The organism is Streptomyces canus (assembly GCF_030816965.1).
Taxonomy (GTDB): Bacteria; Actinomycetota; Actinomycetes; order Streptomycetales; family Streptomycetaceae; genus Streptomyces; species Streptomyces canus_E.
On record NZ_JAUSYQ010000002.1, the window covers coordinates 8,282,493 to 8,304,020 of the forward strand.

Annotated in this window: 22 protein-coding genes; 14 read left to right on the top strand and 8 right to left on the bottom strand. The window is 72.0% G+C overall.

From position 1 onward, the window contains the following. Nucleotides 1-26 precede the first annotated feature (26 nt). Entirely contained in the window at nt 27-206 is a 180-nt protein-coding gene (locus QF027_RS39010) for a hypothetical protein (protein ID WP_062036958.1), read from the top strand. Here QF027_RS39010 and QF027_RS39015 read toward each other — a convergent pair. Beyond that, nucleotides 160-1,956, bottom strand: coding sequence for a thiamine pyrophosphate-requiring protein (locus tag QF027_RS39015; RefSeq protein WP_306974227.1), 1,797 nt, complete (start codon nt 1,954-1,956; stop codon nt 160-162). The two genes, QF027_RS39010 and QF027_RS39015, sit on opposite strands and share 47 nt — an antisense overlap. A 229-nt stretch (nt 1,957-2,185) precedes the next feature. On the opposite strand from QF027_RS39015, the gene QF027_RS39020 reads away from it, so the two are divergent. From QF027_RS39020 to QF027_RS39035, 4 genes are all read left to right on the top strand, one after another. Continuing rightward, nucleotides 2,186-2,983, top strand: a complete 798-nt coding sequence (locus QF027_RS39020; RefSeq protein WP_307080035.1) for an RNA polymerase sigma factor SigF — start codon at nt 2,186-2,188, stop codon at nt 2,981-2,983. A gap of 222 nt (nt 2,984-3,205) precedes the next feature. Further along, the gene (locus QF027_RS39025) at nt 3,206-4,063 is read left to right on the top strand and encodes a hypothetical protein (protein WP_307080037.1); all 858 of its coding nucleotides are present in this window, start codon (nt 3,206-3,208) and stop codon (nt 4,061-4,063) included. Nucleotides 4,064-4,219: 156 nt separating this feature from the next. Then, on the top strand, nt 4,220-5,470 hold the full coding sequence (locus QF027_RS39030; RefSeq protein WP_307080039.1) for an aminotransferase class I/II-fold pyridoxal phosphate-dependent enzyme: 1,251 nt from the start codon (nt 4,220-4,222) through the stop codon (nt 5,468-5,470). Continuing rightward, nucleotides 5,467-6,543, top strand: a complete 1,077-nt coding sequence (locus tag QF027_RS39035) for an MBL fold metallo-hydrolase (RefSeq protein WP_307080041.1) — start codon at nt 5,467-5,469, stop codon at nt 6,541-6,543. The genes QF027_RS39030 and QF027_RS39035 overlap by 4 nt, the downstream gene beginning before the upstream one ends. Here the strand turns inward: QF027_RS39035 and QF027_RS39040 are convergent. Continuing rightward, a complete protein-coding gene (locus QF027_RS39040; protein ID WP_306974219.1) occupies nt 6,540-7,154 on the bottom strand; it encodes a DedA family protein in 615 nt (204 codons plus the stop codon). The two genes, QF027_RS39035 and QF027_RS39040, sit on opposite strands and share 4 nt — an antisense overlap. Beyond that, nucleotides 7,151-7,924: an MBL fold metallo-hydrolase gene (locus QF027_RS39045; RefSeq protein ID WP_306974218.1), complete on the bottom strand. Its 774-nt coding sequence runs from the start codon at nt 7,922-7,924 to the stop codon at nt 7,151-7,153. Before QF027_RS39045 ends, QF027_RS39040 begins: the two co-directional genes overlap by 4 nt. 83 nt (nt 7,925-8,007) lie before the next feature. Here QF027_RS39045 and QF027_RS39050 point away from each other — a divergent pair, with 83 nt between their 5' ends. From QF027_RS39050 to dnaK, 6 genes are all read left to right on the top strand, one after another. Further along, entirely contained in the window at nt 8,008-8,409 is a 402-nt protein-coding gene (locus tag QF027_RS39050; RefSeq protein ID WP_031045739.1) for a hypothetical protein, read from the top strand. 68 nt (nt 8,410-8,477) lie between these two features. Then, entirely contained in the window at nt 8,478-10,553 is a 2,076-nt protein-coding gene (locus QF027_RS39055; RefSeq protein WP_306974214.1) for a phage holin family protein, read from the top strand. 256 nt (nt 10,554-10,809) lie between these two features. After that, entirely contained in the window at nt 10,810-11,238 is a 429-nt protein-coding gene (locus QF027_RS39060; RefSeq protein ID WP_306974212.1) for an OsmC family protein, read from the top strand. A 94-nt stretch (nt 11,239-11,332) separates the two neighbouring features. Then, nucleotides 11,333-12,691 (top strand): hypothetical protein, encoded by a 1,359-nt coding sequence (locus QF027_RS39065; protein ID WP_307080044.1) that lies wholly within the window; start codon nt 11,333-11,335, stop codon nt 12,689-12,691. Nucleotides 12,692-12,698: 7 nt separating this feature from the next. Continuing rightward, a complete protein-coding gene (locus QF027_RS39070) occupies nt 12,699-13,457 on the top strand; it encodes a glycerophosphodiester phosphodiesterase family protein (protein WP_307080046.1) in 759 nt (252 codons plus the stop codon). A 97-nt stretch (nt 13,458-13,554) separates the two neighbouring features. After that, nucleotides 13,555-15,411, top strand: a complete 1,857-nt coding sequence (dnaK, locus tag QF027_RS39075; RefSeq protein WP_307080047.1) for a molecular chaperone DnaK — start codon at nt 13,555-13,557, stop codon at nt 15,409-15,411. Between the two features lie 287 nt (nt 15,412-15,698). Here dnaK and QF027_RS39080 read toward each other — a convergent pair whose 3' ends face one another. The 3 genes from QF027_RS39080 to QF027_RS39090 all read right to left on the bottom strand — a co-directional run bounded on the left by QF027_RS39080 (nt 15,699) and on the right by QF027_RS39090 (nt 18,429). After that, nucleotides 15,699-16,493 (bottom strand): SAM-dependent methyltransferase, encoded by a 795-nt coding sequence (locus QF027_RS39080; RefSeq protein WP_306974203.1) that lies wholly within the window; start codon nt 16,491-16,493, stop codon nt 15,699-15,701. A 61-nt stretch (nt 16,494-16,554) separates the two neighbouring features. After that, the gene (locus tag QF027_RS39085) at nt 16,555-17,418 is read right to left on the bottom strand and encodes a helix-turn-helix domain-containing protein (RefSeq protein WP_306974201.1); all 864 of its coding nucleotides are present in this window, start codon (nt 17,416-17,418) and stop codon (nt 16,555-16,557) included. 186 nt (nt 17,419-17,604) lie between these two features. Further along, nucleotides 17,605-18,429: a helix-turn-helix domain-containing protein gene (locus QF027_RS39090; RefSeq protein ID WP_307080049.1), complete on the bottom strand. Its 825-nt coding sequence runs from the start codon at nt 18,427-18,429 to the stop codon at nt 17,605-17,607. Between the two features lie 114 nt (nt 18,430-18,543). Here QF027_RS39090 and QF027_RS39095 point away from each other — a divergent pair, with 114 nt between their 5' ends. Further along, nucleotides 18,544-18,849 (top strand): 4a-hydroxytetrahydrobiopterin dehydratase, encoded by a 306-nt coding sequence (locus tag QF027_RS39095; RefSeq protein ID WP_306974196.1) that lies wholly within the window; start codon nt 18,544-18,546, stop codon nt 18,847-18,849. Nucleotides 18,850-18,853: 4 nt separating this feature from the next. After that, on the top strand, nt 18,854-19,603 hold the full coding sequence (locus QF027_RS39100) for a class I SAM-dependent methyltransferase (RefSeq protein ID WP_307080051.1): 750 nt from the start codon (nt 18,854-18,856) through the stop codon (nt 19,601-19,603). Here the strand turns inward: QF027_RS39100 and QF027_RS39105 are convergent. Continuing rightward, nucleotides 19,572-20,048, bottom strand: coding sequence for a hypothetical protein (locus QF027_RS39105; protein WP_307080053.1), 477 nt, complete (start codon nt 20,046-20,048; stop codon nt 19,572-19,574). The genes QF027_RS39100 and QF027_RS39105 overlap by 32 nt on opposite strands. Continuing rightward, nucleotides 20,045-20,524 carry a hypothetical protein gene (locus QF027_RS39110; RefSeq protein WP_306974189.1) on the bottom strand — a complete coding sequence of 160 codons (480 nt, stop codon included), beginning with the start codon at nt 20,522-20,524 and terminating at the stop codon, nt 20,045-20,047. Before QF027_RS39110 ends, QF027_RS39105 begins: the two co-directional genes overlap by 4 nt. Before the next feature lie 40 nt (nt 20,525-20,564). Here QF027_RS39110 and QF027_RS39115 point away from each other — a divergent pair, with 40 nt between their 5' ends. Further along, nucleotides 20,565-21,515: a helix-turn-helix transcriptional regulator gene (locus tag QF027_RS39115; protein WP_307080055.1), complete on the top strand. Its 951-nt coding sequence runs from the start codon at nt 20,565-20,567 to the stop codon at nt 21,513-21,515. The last annotated feature ends 13 nt before the right edge of the window (nt 21,516-21,528 follow it).

The following is a 21,528-nucleotide window of genomic DNA, read 5'->3' on the forward strand; positions in this document are numbered from 1 at the left end:
CCCCGCGCACCTCCCCCGGGAAGGACATGGCGATGATGGTCCTCGCCGCGCTCATACCGATCCTCATGCTCGGCGTCGTGCTCGCGCTCGGCCGGTACGAGGAGCTGATGCTGTCGGAGCAGGAGGACGACCGGCGCGAACCGGCCGCCCTCCCGGTGGCTACTTCTTCTCCCGCCCCGGCAGGAACTCCTGCACCTTCGCCTTGAAACCCTGCTTCACCATGGAGGCCCGGTCCGCGTCACCCTTGAGGACCGACGCGGCCGTGGCCTCCATCTGCTCCCAGGTCGCGTGCGGCGGGATCGGCGGTACGGCCGGGTCGGTGAGGAACTCCAGGACCGCGGGCCCGTCCGCCTCCAGGCCGGCTCGCCAGGCCGCCTCCACGTCCTCGGGCTTCTCCACCCGGATCCCGGTCAGACCGAGGGAGCGGGCGAACGCGGCGTACTGGACGTCCGGGAGCTGCTGCGAGGGCAGGAAGGACGGGGCGCCCTCCATGGCCCGCATCTCCCAGGTGACCTGGTTGAGGTCGTGGTTGTTCCAGATGGCGACGATCAGCCGCGGATCCTCCCACAGGTCGCGGTACTTGGCCGCGGTGATCAGTTCGGCCATCCCGTTCATCTGCATCGCCCCGTCCCCGACCAGCGCGATCGCCGGCCGGTCCGGGTGCGCGAACTTCGCGCCGATCGCGTACGGCACCCCCGGGCCCATCGTCGCCAGCGTGCCGGACAGCGAGGCGCGCATGCCGGGACGCATGGTCAGGTGCCGGGCGTACCAGTTGGCGGTGGAACCGGAGTCCGAGGTGACGATCGCGTTGTCGGGCAGCAGCGGGTCGAGGACGTGGGCCACGTACTCCGGGTTGATCGGGTCGGCCGACTGCTGCGCCCGCCGCTCCATCACCTCACGCCAGCGCGAGACGTTGTCGCACACCGTGTCGTACCACTCGCGCCCGCCGCGCTCCACGTCCAGCATCGGGATCAGCCGCTGCAGCGTCGCCTTCGCGTCGCCGACGAGATTCACCTCGTACGGATAACGCATCCCGACCATGTGCGGGTCGATGTCGATCTGCACGCCCCGCGCCTTGCCGAAGTCCGGGAGGAACTGCGTGTAGGGGAACGACGAGCCGATGGTCAGCAGGGTGTCGCAGTCCCGCATGAGTTCGTACGACGGCCGCGTGCCCAGCAGACCGATCGAGCCGGTGACGTACGGGAGTTCGTCGCTCAGCGCGTCCTTGCCGAGCAGCGCCTTGGCGACGCCCGCGCCGAGCAGCTCGGCGATCCGCTCCACCTCGGCCCGCGCTCCGGCCGCGCCCTGACCGATGAGGATCGCGGGCTTGGCACCGGAGTTGAGGATCTCCGCGGCCCGCTCCAGCGACTCCTGGGACGGAACCGCCGTCCAGTCGCTGCGGTCCAGGCTGGACGGCACCATCTTGAACTCGTGGGTGGGCGCCGAGTAGTCGAGCTCCTGCACGTCCCCGGGGATGATGATCGCCGTGGGACAACGGCGGGCGTACGCGGTGCGGATCGCCCGGTCCAGGACGTTCGGCAGCTGCTCGGGGACCGTCACCGTCTCCACGAACTCCGAGGCGACGTCCTTGAACAGGGTGTGCAGGTCCACCTCCTGCTGGTACGAACCGCCCATCGCCGTGCGGTGCGTCTGGCCGACGATCGCCAGCACCGGCACATGGTCCAGCTTGGCGTCGTACAGACCGTTGAGCAGGTGGATCGCGCCGGGGCCCGAGGTCGCCGCGCACACTCCGACACGACCGCTGAACTTGGCGTAACCGACCGCCTCGAACGCGGACATCTCCTCGTGCCGGGACTGCACGAACCGTGGCTGGTTGTCGGCCCGGCCCCAGGCCGCGAGCAGGCCGTTGATGCCGTCGCCCGGGTAGCCGAAGACATGGTCCACACCCCACTCACGGAGCCGCTCGAGGATGTGATCGGACACCTTGGTGCTCATGGGCTGACCTCCCGACATAGATGGCACAGGCAGCAGCCTTACGAGTCACCCTGCGCGGCCCCGGAAAACCTGCCCTGGTTTGCCGCCGGGGGCCGGGGGCAGGCGCGTCACAGTGCTTCGGACCGGAGGCACGTGTGGGGGAGCGGCGCCCGGCCGCGCCTGTCCGTATGCGGACGCGCTCCCCGCCGATCGTCCAACCCAGAGCATCATCAAGGGAGTTGCGACGCATATGCCCACTTCAGTGAGCGCGAAGCACCACCCGCACGACGACGCACCCGACACCGCCGACTCCTTCCGCAGGCTCACCGGCCTCCCCGCGGGACCCGAGCGCGACGCCCTGCGCGGACAGATCGTCGAGGCATGGCTGCCCATGGCCGACCGGCTCGCCGGCCGCTTCCGCAGCCGCGGCGAGAGCTTCGAGGACCTGCGCCAGGTCGCGGCCCTCGGCCTGGTCAAGGCCGTCGACCGCTACGACCCCGCGCGCGGCAACGCCTTCGAGAGCTACGCCGTCCCCACCATCACCGGCGAGATCAAGCGGCACTTCCGCGACCACATGTGGACCCTGCACGTGCCGCGCCGGGTCCAGGACCTGCGCAACCGCGTCCGCTTCGCCGCCCAGGACCTCGCCCAGACGATCCCGGGGCGCAGGCCCACCGTCGCGGAGATCGCCGAGCAGGCGAACCTGAGCGAGGAGGACGTCCTGGTGGGCCTCGAGGCACTGGAGAGCTTCACCGCCCTCTCCCTCGACGCGGAACTGCCCGGCAGCGAGGACGGCTACTCGCTCGCCGACGCCCTCGGCTCGTCCGACCCCGCACTGGACACGGTCGTCGACCGCGAGTCCGTCAGGCCCCGGCTGGCCGCGCTGCCCGAGCGGGAGCGCGCCATCCTCTACATGCGTTTCTTCGGCGACATGACCCAGAGCCGGATCGCCGAGCAGCTGGGAATCTCCCAGATGCACGTGTCCCGCCTGATCAGCCGCTGCTGCGGACGGCTGCGTGAGCAGATCATGCGGGACGCCGCCGCGTGACGGGGCCGCTCTGAGGGAACGAAACCCCCGGCGCCCCGACGTCACCCACTCGGCCCTCCCTGTCCCGCCAATGGCCTCCGGCCGCGCGCGGGAGGGGGAGGGCCGGGCTGTGATGGCTGTGGGTGCGACCGTCGTGCCCTCGGTCCGTCGTCACCGTCCGGTCGTCGTCACCCCGACGCCCGACGACGGGCCCCGCAGCCGTCGGCCGAAGGAGTCCGCCCCATGCGCCGCACCGCCCGTCTCCGGGCCCTGTCCGTCGTCCTCCCCGCACTCGGGGTCACCCTGGGCGTCGCCCCGCCGATCGCTTTCGCGGAACCGGCCGCGGAGGTCAGCCCGAGCAGTGTCCAGCCGGGCGGCAGTGTCACCGTGTCCGTCTCCTGCGATCCCGGTACCGGGACGCCGCCCGCCACCGTCGACGCCACCTCGGAGGCCTTCGAGACGCAGACCGTCCGGTTGCAGCTGGTGCCCGGCGACGACGACAAGGTGTCCGGCCCCGCCTACAGCGGCACCGCGCGCATCGCCGCCGACCAGGAACTTCAGGAAGGTGCCGGCGGCGTCGGCCCGGACTCCGCGTGGACCGTCGACGGCACCTGCCCGACCGCGGACCGCGCACCGGGCCCGGCCTGGAGCGCCACCTTCACCGTCGCCCGCGGCCCCGCCGCCGACAGCAGTCACCGCCCGTGCACCGAGCCGCGCACCGAGCCCCGCACCGAACCGCAGACCGAGCCCCGCACCGAACCGCGCACCGAACCGCAGACCGAGCCCCGCACCGAACCGCAGACCGAGCCCCGGACCGAGCCACGCACCGAGCCGCAGACCGAGCCCCGCACCGAGCCACGCACCGAGCCGCAGACCGAGCCCCGCACCGAACCGCGCACCGAGCCGCAGACCGAGCCCCGCACCGAACCGCGCACCGAAAGCTGCGACACCGCGGTCATCCAGAGCCCGGTCCACGCCGGGCAGGGCGGCAGCTTCACCGACTCCGTGCCCGCTCTGGCCGCCGGTGCCCTGCTGATCGCGGGCGCCGCCGCGGGCGCCGTCCACCGACTGCGCCGCAAGTCCCCCGCGGCGGATGCCTGAGACGAAACGTCAGGTCCGTGTGACGGGCGCAACCCGCACGGGTGCCCATGGTCGAGCAGCACCGTGGGTACTCAGAGCGCGAGGAGCGCGCCAGGCGCGAGAACACGAGACGGCGGACCGGACGAGCCACCGGACAGCGCCTTACGGAGGTGACCGATGCGGACCGACCCGGAGGGCCACGGCCCCGTTCGCTACGGCCCTCCGTTGCCCGACGACGGGCTTCCCGTACTGCCCGAACTCACCGCCGTCCTCGCCGCCGCGGCGGCCCGCCCCCGCGCCGAACCGGTCGGCGGCGGCACCCCGCTCCTGGAGGCTGCCTGCGACTACGCGGCCCGGCGCGGTCTGCCCGCCGAACCCGACCACGTGGCCGCCGCTCCCGGCGCCCCCACCCTCCTGCTCGCCCTGACCGCCGCGCTCGGCGGTGACGTCCTGGTGCCCCGCCCCTGCGCCGCCTGGTGGGCGCCGTACGCCCGCCTGTTGGGAAGGCCCGTCTTCCACGTGGCGACACCGGCCGAGTGCGGCGGTGTCCCGGATCCGTACGCCCTTCTGGAGACCGTGCGCCGAGTCCGGGCCGAGGGCGGTGACCCCCGGCTGCTGGTGCTGTCCGTCGCCGACGACCCCACCGCCACCGTCGCTCCGCCCGAGGTGCTGCACGAGACCGTCGAGGCCGCCGCGGGCGAGGGTCTGCACCTGGTCAGCGACGAGACCTGGCGCGACACCGTGCACGCCCCGCACGAGACGGTCTGGCTCAGCCCCGCCGAGATGCTGCCCGACCGGGTCAGCGTCGTCACCGATCTGGCCGGCAGCCTGCTCCCGGCCGGCTGGCCGGCCGCCTTCGCCCGTTTCCCGGCGAACGGCGACGGCGACGGCGACGACCTCCACGCGCGCGTGCTGGACATCCTGACCGCCCTCGGCGCCCGCATCGCCGCACCCGTCGCGGCGGCCGCCGCCCACGCCCTCACCGAGCCCGAACCGGTCACCGCCCACCGCGCCGCCGTAGGACACCTCCACGCGCGTGTGGCCGCCGCGGCGCACGCCGTCGTCATCGGCGCGGGCGCCCTCTCCCGGCCCCCGCGGGCCGGCCGCCACCTCTATGTCGACCTCGGCCCGCTGCGCCCCGCGCTCACCGCGCGCGGCGTCGCAGACGCCCAGGACCTGGAGGACTTCCTCACCGCCCGGCTCGGCATGCCCGCACCCGGCGGCCACCGCTTCGGCGACGACCTCGGCGCGCTGCGCGTACGGCTGTCCACCGGGCCCCTGCTCGGCGGTTCCGACGAGGAACGCGCGGAATGCCTCACCTCACCCGCGCCGTTGGAACTGCCACACGTGCAACGCGCGTTGATCACCTTGGAGTCGGTCTTCGACGACCTCCGCGACGACGCTCAGCGATGGGAGCCTCCTCGATGACGCAGCAGTCCGAGTCGACCACCAGCACCCGAGTGGCCGACGAGCCCTCGGCCCCCTCGTTCGCGCCCCCGTCCCCGCCGCTCGCCGAACCCCGCCCCCTGGGGGAGCGGAGAGTGTGGCCGAGGTCCTTCCACGACCGTCTGACCGCTCCGCTGCCCGGCCTGAAGGCCATGGCCCGCTTCGCCCGCGAGGGCGCCGTACGCCCCGGACCCGAGGGCCTCGCCGACATCCCGAAACTGCCCTACGCGCCCGCCCCGCTCCCCGCCGTCGACGCCCGCACGGTCGCCGTCTCCTGGGCGGGGCACGCCAGTTGGGTGGTGCGGATCGGCGGCCTGACCGTCCTCACCGACCCGGTCTGGTCCCGCCGCATCCTCGGCACCCCGGCCCGCATCACCCCGGTCGGCATCGACTGGAACGCCCTGCCGCACATCGACGCGGTCGTCATCAGCCACAACCACTACGACCACCTGGACGCCCCGACCCTGCGCCGCCTCCCGCGCGACACCCCGGTCTTCGTCCCGGCCGGGCTGGCCCGCTGGTTCCACCGCCGCCGCTTCACCGCGGTGACCGAACTGGACTGGTGGGAGGCGGCCGAACTGAACGGCGTCCGCTTCGACTTCGTCCCCGCCCACCACTGGTCCAAGCGCTCCCTCACGGACACCTGTCGCACCCTCTGGGGCGGCTGGGTCCTCACCGCCCAGGACGGCCGACGCGTCTACTTCGCCGGCGACACGGGCTACGGCCACTGGTTCTCCCGTATCGGCCACCGCTATCCCGGCATCGACCTCGCCCTCCTGCCCATCGGCGCCTACGACCCCCGCTGGTGGCTCAGCGACGTGCACTGCGACCCGGAGGAGGCGGTGCGAGCGGCCCAGGACCTGGGCGCCCGCCGCATGGCCCCCATGCACTGGGCGACGTTCGTGCTGTCGGCGGAACCGGTGCTGGAACCGCTCACGAGGGTCAGGGAGGCGTGGGAGAAGGCGGGCCTGGCACGCGAGGACCTGTGGGACCTGCCGATCGGAGGCTCACGGGTGCTGGAGCACCTCCCTGAGCACCTCCATGAGCACCCCTAGGAGCGCACCCGCTTCCACACCGTCGGCGCCGCGCTGATCGACACGGTCAGCGCGACCGCCGCCACGACACCCTGCCAAGGCTCCTTGAACAGCGACCCACCCAGGATCCCGATCAGCTGATACGTCACGGCCCAGGCCAGACAAGCCGGCAGATTCCCCCGAACGAACCGCCGCAACGGCCACTCGGCCATGAGACAGGCCAGCATCACCGGAATCCGCCCCGCCGGCACCAGCCGGGAAAGGACGAGGACGGCCACCCCGTGGTCGGCCAACTTCCCCTGCGCCTGGGAGAGCCGCTCCTCCGGCGCCCGGGACCGAAGCGCCTCCAGCCACCGCGACCCGTTCTTCGACTTCATCCCGCGCCGTCCCAGCCAGTACAGGGCGACGTCCCCGAGAAACGCGGCGGTGGAGGCCGTGACGAACACGAACAGCAGAGCGAGAGGCGCCGTCTGATGAAACGCCACGACGGCGGCCGAACTCACCAGCGCCCCCGTGGGCACCACCGGTACCAACGCGCCCAGAAACACCAGCAGGAACAACGTCGGGTACCCGATTGCCTGTCCGGCAGCCCCCGGCGTCGCCCCCGTGGTGGCGGCTGCGAGCCACATCACCGCGCAACCTCCAGCCGCACGCTCTCCCCGTGCTCCAGCCGGTGCACATCCACGCCCGGCGCGAACTCCGCCGCCAGCCGCACGAACTCCGCACCCGGCGCATGGAACTCATGCGGCCGCACCGCGTCCATCCCGATCGGCCAGTAGGTTCCGTAGTGCACCGGCACCGCACTGCGCGGCGCCAACCGGGCCAGGGCCTGGGCCGCGCGCCCGGCGTCGAGGTGCCCCTCCCCGAGATAGGGCCCCCACCCGCCGACCGGCAGCAACGCCACGTCGACCGGCCCGACTTCCTTGGCCATGTCGTCGAACAGCCCGGTGTCCCCGGCGAAGTACGTCCGCGCCGAGCCCTCGACGACGTAACCGAGCGCGGGGGAGCGGTGCGGCCCGACCGGCAGCCGGCGCCCGTCGTGCCAGGCGGGCACCACGCGTATCAGGAGGTCGCCGACGCGTCGCTCGTCGCCGGGCGCCACCTCGTCCACCCGGAGGTCGGTGAGCCGGCGCAGCCCCGGCACCTGGCGTGGTGCGCCCCGGGGCACGAGCAGGCGCGTGCCCGGCTCCAGCCGTGCCAGCGAGGGAACGTGCAGGTGGTCGGCGTGCAGATGGGAGACGAGGACCACGTCCGCACGCCGGGCGCCCGGCGGCGGTACCGCACCGCGGCGCCGGCGCAGATGGGCGAGACGGCGAGCGAACAGAGGGTCGGTGAGCACACGTACGTCCGAATCCGTCACCGTGCAGGTGGCGTGGCCCCACCAGGTGATCTCCACCGGCACCTCTTTGCCTCCTTCGCGCGACTCCCCGAAGCCTACGGGCTGGAGTAGGGTCGGCGGCGAAACCCGGAGGTGAGGGGGACGCCATGGGAGCGGTCCATGTCACGGCGATCGCGAGTCTGACGCCGCTGGAGGAGCTGGACGCCGACCCCTTCCTGGTGGACTCCCGCAGCCAGCACGCGATGTGTGCGCGCTGGGCCGCGGAGCGGGGATACACGGTGCGGCGGGAGCTGCTGGTGCGGGGGCTCAGGGCCGACCACTGCGTGCTGTGGGACGGGGTGCGGGCGGGGCGGGATCTCTTCGTGGCTCCGAGCCGCAGGGTCCTGGAGAGCGCCCTGTCCTCCGTGGAGGAGTTCACCGCCGAATGCGCCCGCCGCGGGGTACGGGTCGAGACGGTGGGCTTCGCGGAGCCCCTCTACGACGCCCAGATGAAGGCCAGGGTGCATCGCAGGCTGTCGATGCCGACGGCGGGATACGACGGCCGTTAGCCACCCGTATGACACGCTGGTCCCAGCGCCCGCACCGACGACGGGCCGGGACGTGAGGTGTACGGGGCGTGCGTGCGGGGCGTTGGCGGCGGGTGGTCAGTCAGGTCGGGCGGAGCGTCACGGTATGGGTCGTCTCGACCCTGACAATGCTGGTGCTGGCGGGGATCCTGCCGGACTTCCGGCTTCAGTCCCCGACCGGTGACAGCGCGACCCGGATCGCGGTCACCGCGGCGTTCGGCGCCGGTGCGTTCGGTGTGCTGTCGGCCGTCGTGTGGCCGCTGCTCGTACGGCTGTTCCTGCTCGTGCCGACCCTGGTGCTCGGGCTCCTCGTCTTCTTCCTCAACGGGGCGCTGCTGCTGCTCGCCCTGCGCCTGAACCCCGCCGAGCGCGGCGACGCCGCCCCGGAGACCGCGGTCGTGGTGGCCGCCGTGATGTCCGCGGTCGCCTCCGCCACCGGCGGCGCCCTCGCGGTGCGCGACGACGACGCCTACCGCCGCCGCCTGTACCGTCTCGCCGACCGCCGCCGCAGAGGCGGCCCCCTGGGCCCGGCCACCCCTGGCACGGTCTTCCTCCAGCTCGACGGAGTGGGCCACGACGTCCTGGTGGCCGCGGTCCGCGACGGACTCATGCCGACGATCGCCCGTTGGCTGGGCCAGGGCGACCGCCTCGGCCGCGCGGCACGCCCCACCCACCGGCTCACCTCCTGGCGCACCGACTGGTCCAGCCAGACCGGTGCCAGCCAGCTCGGCATCCTGCACGGCAGCAACCACGACGTCCCCGCCTTCCGCTGGTACGAGAAGGACCGCGGCGAGGTGATGGTCTGCAACCGCCCGACCAGCGCCGTCGAACTCCAGCACCGGGCCGTGGCACAGGCAGGACACGACGGACTGCTCGCCGTCGACGGCGCGAGCCGCGGCAACCTCTTCTCCGGCGGCGCCGAGGAACAGGCCCTCGTCCTGTCCATCGCCACCCGCCGCCGCAGCCGCGAGACCCGCTCCCGGGCCGGCTACTTCGCCTACTTCTCGGACCCCGCCAACGCCGTCCGCACCGCCATGTCGTTCTTCGCCGAGGTCGGCCGCGAGATCGGCCAGTCGACCCGCGCCCGGATACGCAAGGAGCGTCCCCGGGTGGGCCGCGGAGGCCTGTACCCGCTCGTCCGTGCCTTCGCGACGGTCGTGGAACGCGATGTCGTGGTCGCCGCCGTCATGGGCGACATGCTCGCCGGGCGTACGGCCGTCTACGCCGACCTCGTCGCCTACGACGAGGTCGCCCACCACTCCGGGCCGACGAGCCGTGACGCCGCGAAGGTCCTGGAGCGCCTGGACCGCTCGCTCGCGCTGATCGAGAACGTCGCCGAGCACGCACCGCGCCCGTACCGGATCGTCGTCCTCTCCGACCACGGCCAGAGCCCCGGCGAGACCTTCCGCACCCGCTACGGGCTCACCCTCGGCGACCTGGTCCGGGCCGGCTGCGGGCTGCCCGTGTCGCGCAAGGCCGAGCGCACCCACAGCGGGGCCGAGGCCCGCGCCGCCGTCCGTGCCGCGCTGCGCCGGCCGGGCAAGGAGGGGCGTGAGCAGTACCGGCCCGCGCGCGACTCCGAGCCGATCGTGCTGGCGTCCGGCAACCTCGGGCTGGTCTCCTTCCCGGACGTGCATCACCGCATGAGCAAGGAGGAGATGGACGCGAGGCACCCGGCACTGCTGACCACTCTCGCCAATCATCCCGGTGTCGGCTTCCTCCTGGTGAGCAGCGAGGAGCACGGTGGGGTGGTGCTGGGGCCGTTCGGTACGGAGATCCCCCTCGACCGGCTTGACGACGAACCCGGGCCGTTGGCCGACTTCGGGCCGGGCGCGGTCGAGGCGGTACGGCGTACCCACTCCTTTCCGCACACCGCCGACATCATGGTCAACTCCTGGTACGACCCTGCGGAGGGGGAGGTGCTCGCCTTCGAGGAGCAGATCGGGTCGCACGGCGGCCTGGGGGGTGCGCAGGCCAAGCCGTTCCTGTTGTCGCCGCTCGCCCTGTCCGAGCCTCCTGAGGACATCACCGGGGCCGAGCAGGTGCACAAGGTGCTGCGGGGGTGGCTCGACGAAGCCGGGGGTCCTCAAGTGCCGTTGGGGAAGGCGGAGGAGAAGGCCGCGTAGGTGTTCGGCTGCGGGCCGCTGGGGGGTTGGTCGCGCCCACGCGGCGGAGCCGCATGTCGATACAGCCCCGCGCCCCCGGTAGGTCCGGTCGCCCTGAGGAAATCAGCCGCGTTCGTTCGCCCCGGCGCAGACTCTCCGCAGCGGGCCAGGCTGCCGTTCACCGCAGGGGGGCCGGTCTTCCGCGTGAGCTGAGCCGTAGTGTGATCGGATGGTTCCCGCACACCCCCGTCAGCGGGACCACACGAAAGGACTGACCGTGGCTACCACGCGCTCCGCACACACCGTCTGGGAAGGCAACCTCCTCGAGGGCAACGGTGTCGTCACCTTCGATTCCTCCGGTGCCATCGACGAGCAGCCGGTGACGTGGGCTGCCCGCACCCAGGAGGCGAACGGCAAGACCAGCCCCGAGGAGCTGATCGCGGCCGCCCACTCCAGCTGCTTCTCCATGGCGTTCTCGCACGCCCTCGCCGGGGCCGGCACCCCGCCCACCAAGCTCCTCACCTCCGCCGATGTCACCTTCCAGCCGGGAGAGGGCATCACCGGCATCCACCTCACCGTCGAGGGCACCGTGCCGGGTCTCGACGAGGAGGGTTTCGTGGCCGCCGCCGAGCAGGCCAAGGTCAACTGCCCGGTCAGCCAGGCCCTGAAGGCCGTACCGATCACACTGGACGCGAAGCTCGCCTGAACCCGAAGGCACCAGGTCGCGCAGGCCGCCCGTCCGGGGCGGTCTGCGCGCGCCGCGGTTCGGGGATCGGTTCGGTGGTGCGGGAGGCAACGCGATGACTGTGGGAACGGCCGGCGGTACGGCGGCACTCGACTCCGGCACCCGTGAACTGACCCGCGTCGTCGTGCTGTTCAGCCTCACCGGCCGCCTGGACCCGGGGCGGTCCTCGCTGGGCAGCCTCGTCGACAGATTCGACTTCGGCCGCTTCGCCCTGCACCTGAAGTCCAGCGAGGCGGTGCTGCCCGTGCCGGTGCTCGTCGCGGACGTGGCACCTGCGGAGCTGCGGCTGCCGCACGGCGACCACGGACTCGACCTCGCGTCCGTCGAGGTCGCCGTCCTCGCCACCCCGCGCGGGGACATCACCCTGGCCCTGGACTGCGGATTCGCCGGACAGACGCCTCCTGCCGCGCTCGCGGCGTGGCTCGCCGACACCTGCTTCGACCGGGACCGGATCACGCTCGGCACCAGAGCCCTGCTCGACGCGCTGGGCGGACGGCTCGCCCCGCGGGAGCCGCTCGCCTTCGGCCAGAACGTCCACCAACTGGTCTTTCCCGGCGGCGACCTGGAGAACGACCTGCTGGGCCCCGACGAGACGCGCCGGCCCACCCTGCTCAACGAGATCGTGTACCGCGGCCGGCTGTTCACGTCCGAGTCGCCCCACCTCCACCAGCACGGCCGCACGCTCTCCGCGCACGGCCGCGGAGTCTCCGTCCACGCCGGCTGGGCCGAGCACGTGGAGAACGGCCTGATCCTGGTCGCCATCGGCATGATCTCCGCCCTCGCCGTCCTCCAGCGCACCCGGCTGGCCGCCTTCGAGACCATGCGCGCCAACGAACGGGCCGCGGCCGAGTCGCCGTACGAGATCCGCAGGCTGATCTCCCGGCTCTCCGACGGGGTGAACGAACTCCAGCTGGACCTGGCCTTCGGCGTCGAGGCGTACGTCGACAGCCTGCTGATCCCCGAGATGGTCATGGAGGCCTTCCAGTCCTCGCTGCGTGACGCCCTCGGCATCCCCGACAGCCTGGACAACTCCGCCAGGATGGTCGAGCGACTGACCTCGGTGATCAGCGCCCGCTCGGCCGCTCTGCAGGCCCAGCTCGCCGAGCGCGACGACCGCAGGGACCGTACGGTGTCGGCGCTCGTCGCGGTGGCCACCGGCATCGCTCTGCCGCCGACGCTGCTGCTGGCGTTCTTCGGGGTCAACGCCTCGAACGTGGACAATCGGCGGTCCATCTTCGACGCCCACTACCTCCCGGCGTACCTGCTGGCCTGGCTTCCGTTCATCGCCCTCGCCGTGATCGGATACCTCCTGATCAGACGGGTCAGCAGGCGCTCCGGCGCGTTGCTGGCGACCCCGACGGCCGCCCCGGTGCCCGCACCGCGGTCGCCGTCCCGTCCATCGTCCGGAAGCTGAGAGCCGTATGCCACGACGTCCCGCCGTCTCCGCCCACCGCGGCGGATCCGAGCGTGCCGGCGCCGCGACCTGGGAGGCCTACGAGGACGCGATCCGGTCCGGGGCGGAGTACGTCGAGTTCGACATCCGGCGTACGGCGGACGGGGTCTTCGTCGTCCATCACGACCCCCGGGTGGGGCACACCGGTCCGCGTCTCAGCGAGATCACCCACGCCGAGCTCAGCGAACGGTCCGGCTATCCCGTGCCGGTCGTCGACGAGGTGATGTCCCTGATCGCGGGGAAGCTGGCCGGGCATCTGGACCTGAAGGAGAGCGGCTACGAGCGCGAGCTGATCGACCGGGCGGTCGCCCTGCTGGGCGCCGACGGCTTCGTCGCCACGACTCTGGAGGACCGTTCCGTCGCGGCCATCGCACGAGCCTTCCCGCGTGTGCGCACCGCGCTGTCGCTGGGGCGCGACCGCAAGGAGATCGCCCGGGCCCGCCTTGCCGGCACCCGGCTCAGCGAGCTGCTGCCGATGCGCCGGGTGCGCGCCTGCGGCGCGAGCGGGGTGGCCGTGCACCACCGGCTGGCCCGCGCCAACGTGCTGCGCGAGGCGGTCCGGCACGACCTGTTCACCATGGTCTGGACGGTCAACGACGACACCCTGATGCGGGCGTTTCTCGGCCATCCACGCGTCGACGTCCTGATCACCGACCGGCCGCGACGGGCCGTCGCGCTGCGCGGGGAGCCGCACAAGGAGCGTCCGCCGGGGTACTCGTCCCGCTGAGCAGGGCCACCCGCCCCATTGACAAGAGCGCACTCAAGTTTTGTGCTGGAGTGCGGGACGGCTCCCTGGTGGACATCCCTGGCGGAAGGGGACAGCGATGGGACGTGCGGTCGGGATCGATCTCGGGACCACGAACTCGGTGGTCGCCGTGCTGGAGGGCGGTGAACCCACGGTCGTCGCCAACGCGGAGGGGGCGAGGACCACACCGTCGGTCGTGGCCTTCGCGAAGAACGGCGAGGTGCTGGTGGGCGAGGTCGCCAAGCGGCAGGCCGTGACCAACGTCGAGCGCACCGCGCGCTCCGTGAAGCGGCACATGGGCGACGGGAGCTGGCGCTTCCCGGACCAGGGCTCCGTCGACGGCACCCGGTACCGGGCGCAGGAACTGTCGGCGCGGGTGCTGCAGAAGCTGAAGCGGGACGCCGAGTCCTATCTCGGCGAGGACGTCACCGACGCCGTGATCACGGTGCCCGCCTACTTCGACGACTCCCAGCGGCAGGCCACCAAGGAGGCCGGGGAGATCGCGGGGCTGAAGGTCCTGAGGATCATCAACGAACCCACGGCGGCCGCGCTGGCGTACGGCCTGGACCGGGGCGAGGAGCAGACGGTCCTGGTCTTCGACCTGGGCGGCGGCACCTTCGACGTGTCCCTGCTGGAGATCGGCGACGGGGTCATCGAGGTCAAGGCGACCAACGGCGACACACACCTGGGCGGCGACGACTGGGACCAGCGGGTCGTCGAGCACCTCGTGAAGAAGTTCCAGGGGCAGTACGGCGTCGATCTCGGCAAGGACAAGATGGCGCTGCAGCGGCTGCGCGAGGGGGCCGAGAAGGCGAAGATCGAACTGTCGTCGTCCTCCGAGACCACGATCAACCTGCCCTACATCACCGCCTCCGCCGAGGGACCCCTGCACCTCGACGAGAAGCTGACCCGCGCCCAGTTCCAGGAGCTCACCGCCGATCTGCTCGACCGCTGCAAGACCCCCTTCCACCAGGCGGTCAAGGACGCCGGCATCAAGCTCGCCGCGATCGACCACGTGATCCTCGTCGGCGGCTCCACGCGGATGCCCGCGGTCACGGACCTGGTCAAGGAGCTCACGGGCAAGGACCCGCACAAGGGGGTCAACCCGGACGAGGTCGTGGCGGTCGGCGCGGCGCTCCAGGCGGGCGTCATCCGCGGCGACGTCAAGGACGTGCTCCTCCTCGACGTCACCCCGCTCTCCCTGGGGATCGAGACCAAGGGCGGCATCATGACGAAGCTCATCGAGCGCAACACCACGATCCCCACCCGCCGTTCGGAGATCTTCACCACCGCGACCGACAACCAGCCCTCGGTCGGCATCCAGGTCTACCAGGGGGAACGCGAGATCGCCGCGTACAACAAGAAACTCGGCGTCTTCGACCTGACCGGCCTGCCGCCCGCCCCGCGGGGCGTCCCCCAGATCGAGGTCGCGTTCGACATCGACGCGAACGGGATCATGCACGTCTCGGCGAAGGACCTCGCGACCGGGCGCGAACAGAAGATGACGGTCACCGGCGGATCGGCGCTGCCCAAGGACGACATCGACCGCATGATGCGCGAGGCCGAGCAGTACGCCGAGGAGGACCGCAACCGCCGCGAGGCCGCCGAGACCCGCAACCAGGCCGAGCAACTCGTGTACCAGACCGAGAAGTTCGTCCGGGAGAACGGCGACAAGGTCCCCGCCGACACGAAGACGCAGGTCGAGTCGGCGGTCGCGGAACTGAAGCGGCTCCTGGAGGAGAACGCCGACACCAACACCCTCCGGAGCGGCGTCGAGCACCTCGCTTCCGTCAGCCAGCAGATGGGCCAGGCGATGTACGCCCAGGCCCAGCAACAGCCCCCGCAGGACGAACCGGCCGCACCGCAACAGGAGGAGGGCGTGGTCGACGCGGAGATCGTGGACGACGAGAAGGACCCGAAGGGCGGGGCGGCCTGAGGCTCCGCGTCCGAGGGCATCAGATCTCCTCAGCGTCGTCCACGTTCTCCGGGCGCGTCCGACCGCCGCCGTCGGTACACGTACCCGGTCCTCGTACCGCGGTCGCGGTGGACGCGTCCGCCTCGCGTCCGCCGGTTCAGCCCGATGCCGTGCAGGCCGGGGGGCCTTGCCGGGCCGGAAGACCGCCCCGCCCGCAGCAGCGCCGCGCCGGTCCCTTGGCTTGCCCGCGGCTGCTTCGAACCTAGGGCGGGACGTGGGAGCGCACCCGTTACCGGCACCCGTACGGGTCAGACCTTGCGCGCGACCCCCGCGTACACCGGCACGATGCCCTCCGCCTGGGCCGCCACGTCCTCGGGACCCGGACGCCAGCCCGACACCGGGATCACTCCGGGGCCGAGCAGCTCCAGCCCGTCGAAGAAGCGGGAGAACTCGGCGAGCGAACGGGGGAAGAAGGGGGTGCCGTTGCGGCGGAACTGCTCGGCCGCCTTCTCGATGGCCTCGGGGCTCAGATCGGGCGTGACCTGCGACAGGATCACGAAACTGCCCGGGGCGAGCTCGGCGACGTAGCGCTTGAGCAGCCCGTACGCGTCGTCGTTCAGGTAGTGGGTGAGCGCCACCAGGGACAGTGCGATCGGCTCCGAGAAGTCCAGGGTCTCGGCGGCCGGCCGCAGGATGGTGTCCGGGTCGCGGACGTCCGCATGCACGTAGTTCGTGGCGCCCTCGGGGGTGCTGTGCAGCAGGGCCTGCGCGTGCCTCAGGACGATCGGGTCGTTGTCCGCGTACACGACCTTCGAGTCCGGGGCGATCTCCTGCGCCACCTGGTGCAGGTTGGGCTCGGTGGGGATGCCGGTGCCGATGTCGAGGAACTGGCGGACACCGGCCTCCGCGGCCGTCCGGACCGCCCGGTGCATGAAACGGCGGTTGGCACGCGCCCCGCGCACCGCGGCGGCGTCCACCTCGAGGATCTTGCGGGCCAGTGCCTCGTCCACCGGATAGTTGTCCTTGCCACCCAGCCACCAGTCGTACACCCGCGCCGGGTGCGGGCGGCTCGTGTCGATCCTGGGTGCGTCGGATCCGGTCATGCGGTGTCTTCTCCCCTGTGATGTGGTCGTGGTGCGCCTGGCGTGTGGTCGTGCTGCCCGCTCAGAAGTCCTCGCGGCGCTCCCGCAGCAGCTTCTTCGTGCGCTCGGCCGACGCGGCCCGCGCCGACATGTGGTCCAGGACCTCCAGATGCGTGGCGACCTCCTGGCGGGAGTCGAGATACAGCGCACCGGTCAGGTACTCGGTGAAGACCAGGTCGGGCAGCTCCGGCTCGGTGAAGCGGAACAGTGAGAAGGGTGCGTACGTCCCCGGGTGCGGGCCCTCCTCGAACTCGCACACCTGGAGCGTGACCCGGTCGCGCTCGGCGAACTCCAGGAGCTTGTCCAGCTGCTCGCGCATCACCTCGGAGCGGATGCTCACCGGGCGGCGCAGCACCGTCTCGTCCATGATCACCCACAGGTGGGGCGCGTTCGGGCGCTCCAGCAGTCCCTGCCGGGCCATACGCAGCGACACATGCCGCTCCAGCGCCTCGGAACCCGACTGCCCGATGGTCCCGGCCTCCATGACGGCACGCGCGTAGTCCTCGGTCTGGAGCAGCCCGGGCACGAAGTGCGGCTCGTAGGACCGGATGATCCCGGCCGCGCCCTCGAGGCTCACGTACAGGCTGAACCACTCGGGCAGCACGTCGTGGAACCGTTGCCACCAGCCCGGTTTGTTCGCCTCCTCGGCCAGCTGGACGAAGGCCTCGACCTGTTCCGCGGAGACGCCGTACGTCTCCAGGAGCACCTGGACATACGGGATCTTCAGGGCGACCTCGGCCATTTCTATGCGCCGCACGGTCGCGGGGGCCACCCGCAGTACCTGCGCGGCCTCCTCGCGCTTGAGGCCGGCCGCCTCCCGCAGTTCCTGAAGCCGTCTGCCGAGCACCACCTGGCCCACGGTCGGCGCAGGTCGCCGCTCACTCACGCCACGCCTCCCCTACGCGTCGAAGCTTGCGTGCAGTGTGCCACGTTCCCGTGCCGGTCTCACCGGTCACGACCGCCTCCTTCCTTACCTCCCGCGTAATCGACCGGGAGTCGGCGGGCCGGGATCGTGGTGGTCGCGGGTCCCGGGCCGGCGCACTCCGGTCCGGGACCCGTTCCCCGAGCCCCGTCAGGGCAGCAGTGAGTGAAGGTACTTGCCCGTCGACGGGTCGGCCGGGAGGAACGTCTCGATGGCCAGCTCGGCGACCGTCACATCCATGGGCGTGTTGAAGGTGGACGTGGACGAGGTGAACGACAGCGTCCGGCCCTCGTGCTCGATCCGCATCGGCAGCGCGAAGTACGGGGCGGGGTCCGTGTGTTCGGGGCTGTCGTCGCCCTCGTGGACCGTCACCGGGTACGCCGACACCTCCTCGTAGAGCTCCCGCAGCGACTGGGAGCGGTGCAGGGCGATCTGCCGCCGCATCTGTTCCAGCAGATGCCCGCGCCACTCCGGCAGGTTGCGGATGCGCGGAGCGAGGCCCTCGGGGTGCAGGGTGAGCCGCATGGTGTTGAGAGGGGGCCGGAGCAGGGACTCCGGGATGCCGTCGAGGAGCATCATGATGCCCCGGTTCGCGGCCACGACGTGGTACGCGGCATCGAACACCAGAGCGGGATAGGGCTCATAGCCCTGGATCAGCCGCTCGATCCCCTCGCGCAGGGCGTCCAGGGACGGATCGTCCAGCGGGGTCTCCGGGAAGCGCGGGGCGTACCCCGCCGCGAGGAGCAGCGCGTTGCGCTCCCGCACCGGCACGTCCAGATGCTCGGCGAGCCGCAGCACCATCTCCTCGCTCGGGCGGGAGCGTCCCGTCTCGACGAAGCTGATGTGCCGGGCACTGGAGTCCGCCCGCAGCGCCAACTCCAGCTGGCTGACCCGCCGTTGCTCCCGCCAGGCGCGCAGAAGCGGACCGACGCCCCGATCGGAGGGGGCGGCTGTACCGGAGGGGACGATGGTCATACCTACGACCGTAACCGAGGAGCGGGCCCACGGGCGGGCCGCGGACCACGGTGAGCCGCGGAGGCACAGCTGTGGGACGCTGAAACACCCAGACTCTCAGGAAGGAGCGAGGTCATGCCCGTCGAACCTCTGTCGCAGAAGGAGATCGAGGACCGGCTCGCGGAACTGCCGGGCTGGTCCGTCGACGACGGCCGCCTCACCCGCTCGTACCGCCTCGGCACGCACTTCGCCGCGACCGCGATGGTCGTCCACATCGCCCAGGTCCAGGAGGAGCTCGACCACCACTCCGACCTCACTCTCGGCTACAACACGGTCGCCCTGTCCGTGCACACGCACAGCGCGGGCGGCGCCGTCACCGAGAAGGACTTCGAGCTCGCGCAGCGGGTGGAGGCGCTCGCCCAGGGTCACGGAGCGCAGTGAGCCCGTGCTCGACTACGACAAGGAGGCCGACGCCTACGACGTCACCCGCGGCGGCGAACCCCGGGCCGCCGCGGCCGCGGACGCCGTGCTCGGTCTGATCCCCGCGCAGACCCGGCGGCTCCTCGACGTGGCCTGCGGCACCGGGATCGTCACCCGCCGGCTCGCCGCCGCCCGGCCCGCGACCCGGGTCTCGGGCGCCGACCTGACGTACGGCATGGCCCGCATGGCCGCCGTACGGCTGCCCGGCGCGGTCGTGCTCGCCGACAGCCGTGCGCTGCCGTTCCCGGACGGAGTGTTCGACGCCGTCACCAGCGTGTGGCTGCTGCACCTCCTCGACCGGCCCGAGGACGTCCGTGCCGTGGTCGCCGAGTGCGCCCGGGTCCTGAGACCCGGCGGGGTGTACGTGACCACCGTCGACAAGGCCGCCGCACACGACGTGGGCAGCGACATCGACGCCGTCCTCGCCCCGCGCCCGCGGCGCCCCGCCCCGGACGCGGCGCCGCTCGTCGAGTCGTACGCCGCCGCACACAGCCTGCACCCGGCCGGGCAGGCCCGTTTCCCGGGCCGAGGCCAGGGCCGCAGTCCCCGGCGTACCGCCGCCGACCTGCGGCGCGGCTGGTTCACCCTGCTGCCGCCCGGCGACCCGCTCACGGAACGGTTCGCCGCCCGCCTTGAATTGAAGGCGCTGCCCGACCAGGAACTCCCGCGCCCCGACCCGGTGTTCAGCGTCCGGGCGTTCCGTAAGGCCGGCTGAAGTCCATGGTCCAGTTGGTCACCCAGGTCTCCCCGCCGTCGACGGAGAACGCCTGCTCCCACCGGGCTCCGGCTGCTGACACGTCCGCCCATACGAACCGCACCCGCACGTCCTTCCCGTCGTACCTGTCGTCGCCGTAGAACTCGCCGCGGCCGCCCTCGAACCGTCCGATCACCGGCGGGTACAGCTTCCCGCTGCCGCTCGCGGCCCAGTTCAGCGACCACTGCTCGGTCTCGCGGTCGAACAGCCGCAGGGTGGCCCCCTTCGCTCCGAGGTGCGGCATGTCGATCTCGTCGACGTTCGCGGCCCCGTCGAACAGCGGCCGGCAGCGGCTGGTCGCGGGGAACTCCTCCCACCCGCTGTCCGGGTCGAGGAAGTCGGTGCGGCGGCGGTTCACGACCGTCCAGTCGCCGTGGAAGAAGTCGAAGTCGTGCGGGCTGCTCATGAGCGGTCTCCCGTGGTTCCTTCGGGCAGGGAATCGGACAAGTAGGCGGCCAGATCCGGCACTTCGGGTGCGAGCAGGTGGCGTACCCAGGCGTCCCGTTCGTGCAGGATCGGCGGGAGTTCGAACACGCAGCCGATCCAGGGCAGGTCCGGGGTGACGAAGTGCGTGGGGTCGACGTCCGGGCACCGGAGCGCCGGCTGCCCGGCGGCGGCACCCCGGAAGTGGAGCACGTTGTCCCACACCCAGCTGTAGACGTTGAGGTAGGCGCCGGTGTCCGCGCCCCGGTGCAGGACGACGAAGGCCGCAGGTGGCGTGCCGTCCGGCTCCGGCAGCAGCTCCGGGAGGATCTCGTACGCCGCCTTCTCGACGTCGGGCGCGATGCCGGCCGGGTCGGCAGTGACGTGGTAGCGCTTGATGTGCCGCCCGGCGACCTCGATCGGCGGTGGCACGGTCAGCAGCTTCTCGGTGAAAGCCATGCGCAGGACGCTAGGCCCACTTCCCTGACACCATATGTCAGTGAAGGCCGGCCGACTCGTCTCGATCCTCCTCCTGCTCCAGACCCGGGGCCGGATGACCGCCGCCCAGCTCGCCCAGGAGCTGGAGGTGTCCGTGCGCACGGTCTACCGGGACGTCGAGGCCCTGAGCGCGGCGGGCGTCCCGCTGTACGGCGACGCGGGCCACGCCGGTGGCTACCGCCTCCTCGACGGCTACCGCACCCGGCTGACCGGCCTCACCGCGGAGGAGGCCGAGGCCCTCTTCCTTGCCGGAGCGCCCGGTCCCGCTGCCGAGCTGGGCCTGGGCTCGGTCCTCGCCGCCGCCCAGCTCAAGGTGCGGGCCGCACTGCCGGAGGAACTGCGGGCCCACGCCGACCGGATCAGCGGGCGCTTCCATCTCGATACGCCCGGGTGGTACACGGAGGCCGAACAGGCGCCGTTTCTCCCGGCGGTGGCGGAAGCGGTCTGGAGCAGCCGGGTGCTCCATGTCCTGTACCGCCGCTGGGCCGAACCCACCGACGTGGAGCGGCGGTTGGAGCCGTACGGACTGGTGTCGAAGGCGGGCCGCTGGTACCTCGTCGCCGGACCGGGACCGCGCACCTTCCGCGTCGACCAGATCCTCGAACTGGCCTCCTCGGACGAGGAGTTCACCCGCCCCGAGGGCTTCGACCTGGCTGCCTGGTGGACGGTGTACCAGCGGGACTTCCACGACCGGCTGTACCGGGGCGAGGCCCTCGTGCGGCTGGCGCCGGGCGTGCGGCTGCCGAGGGCGGTCCATGGCCGTACGGATTCCGAAGGTTGGACCCTCGCCCGGGTCCCTGTCGAGTCCGTCGAGCACGCCCATGGCGCATTCCTGCGCCTCGGCACGGACATCGAGGTGCTGGAACCCTCCGAGCTGCGCGAACGGATGGCCCGGACGATTGCCGAACTGGCCGAAAGGTACGGCAACTCCGCTTCCCCGTGCGGCGACTGAGGAGCGGAACCCG

What these genes read in the sequence shown, in the direction of transcription:
- QF027_RS39010 (WP_062036958.1), top strand. Translation starts at nt 27, where the DNA reads ATGGCGATGATGGTCCTCGCCGCGCTCATACCGATCCTCATGCTCGGC.
- QF027_RS39015 (WP_306974227.1), bottom strand. Translation starts at nt 1,956, where the DNA reads ATGAGCACCAAGGTGTCCGATCACATCCTCGAGCGGCTCCGTGAGTGG.
- QF027_RS39020 (WP_307080035.1), top strand. Translation starts at nt 2,186, where the DNA reads ATGCCCACTTCAGTGAGCGCGAAGCACCACCCGCACGACGACGCACCC.
- QF027_RS39025 (WP_307080037.1), top strand. Translation starts at nt 3,206, where the DNA reads ATGCGCCGCACCGCCCGTCTCCGGGCCCTGTCCGTCGTCCTCCCCGCA.
- QF027_RS39030 (WP_307080039.1), top strand. Translation starts at nt 4,220, where the DNA reads ATGCGGACCGACCCGGAGGGCCACGGCCCCGTTCGCTACGGCCCTCCG.
- QF027_RS39035 (WP_307080041.1), top strand. Translation starts at nt 5,467, where the DNA reads ATGACGCAGCAGTCCGAGTCGACCACCAGCACCCGAGTGGCCGACGAG.
- QF027_RS39050 (WP_031045739.1), top strand. Translation starts at nt 8,008, where the DNA reads ATGGGAGCGGTCCATGTCACGGCGATCGCGAGTCTGACGCCGCTGGAG.
- QF027_RS39065 (WP_307080044.1), top strand. Translation starts at nt 11,333, where the DNA reads ATGACTGTGGGAACGGCCGGCGGTACGGCGGCACTCGACTCCGGCACC.
- QF027_RS39070 (WP_307080046.1), top strand. Translation starts at nt 12,699, where the DNA reads ATGCCACGACGTCCCGCCGTCTCCGCCCACCGCGGCGGATCCGAGCGT.
- dnaK (WP_307080047.1), top strand. Translation starts at nt 13,555, where the DNA reads ATGGGACGTGCGGTCGGGATCGATCTCGGGACCACGAACTCGGTGGTC.
- QF027_RS39080 (WP_306974203.1), bottom strand. Translation starts at nt 16,493, where the DNA reads ATGACCGGATCCGACGCACCCAGGATCGACACGAGCCGCCCGCACCCG.
- QF027_RS39090 (WP_307080049.1), bottom strand. Translation starts at nt 18,429, where the DNA reads ATGACCATCGTCCCCTCCGGTACAGCCGCCCCCTCCGATCGGGGCGTC.
- QF027_RS39095 (WP_306974196.1), top strand. Translation starts at nt 18,544, where the DNA reads ATGCCCGTCGAACCTCTGTCGCAGAAGGAGATCGAGGACCGGCTCGCG.
- QF027_RS39105 (WP_307080053.1), bottom strand. Translation starts at nt 20,048, where the DNA reads ATGAGCAGCCCGCACGACTTCGACTTCTTCCACGGCGACTGGACGGTC.
- QF027_RS39110 (WP_306974189.1), bottom strand. Translation starts at nt 20,524, where the DNA reads ATGGCTTTCACCGAGAAGCTGCTGACCGTGCCACCGCCGATCGAGGTC.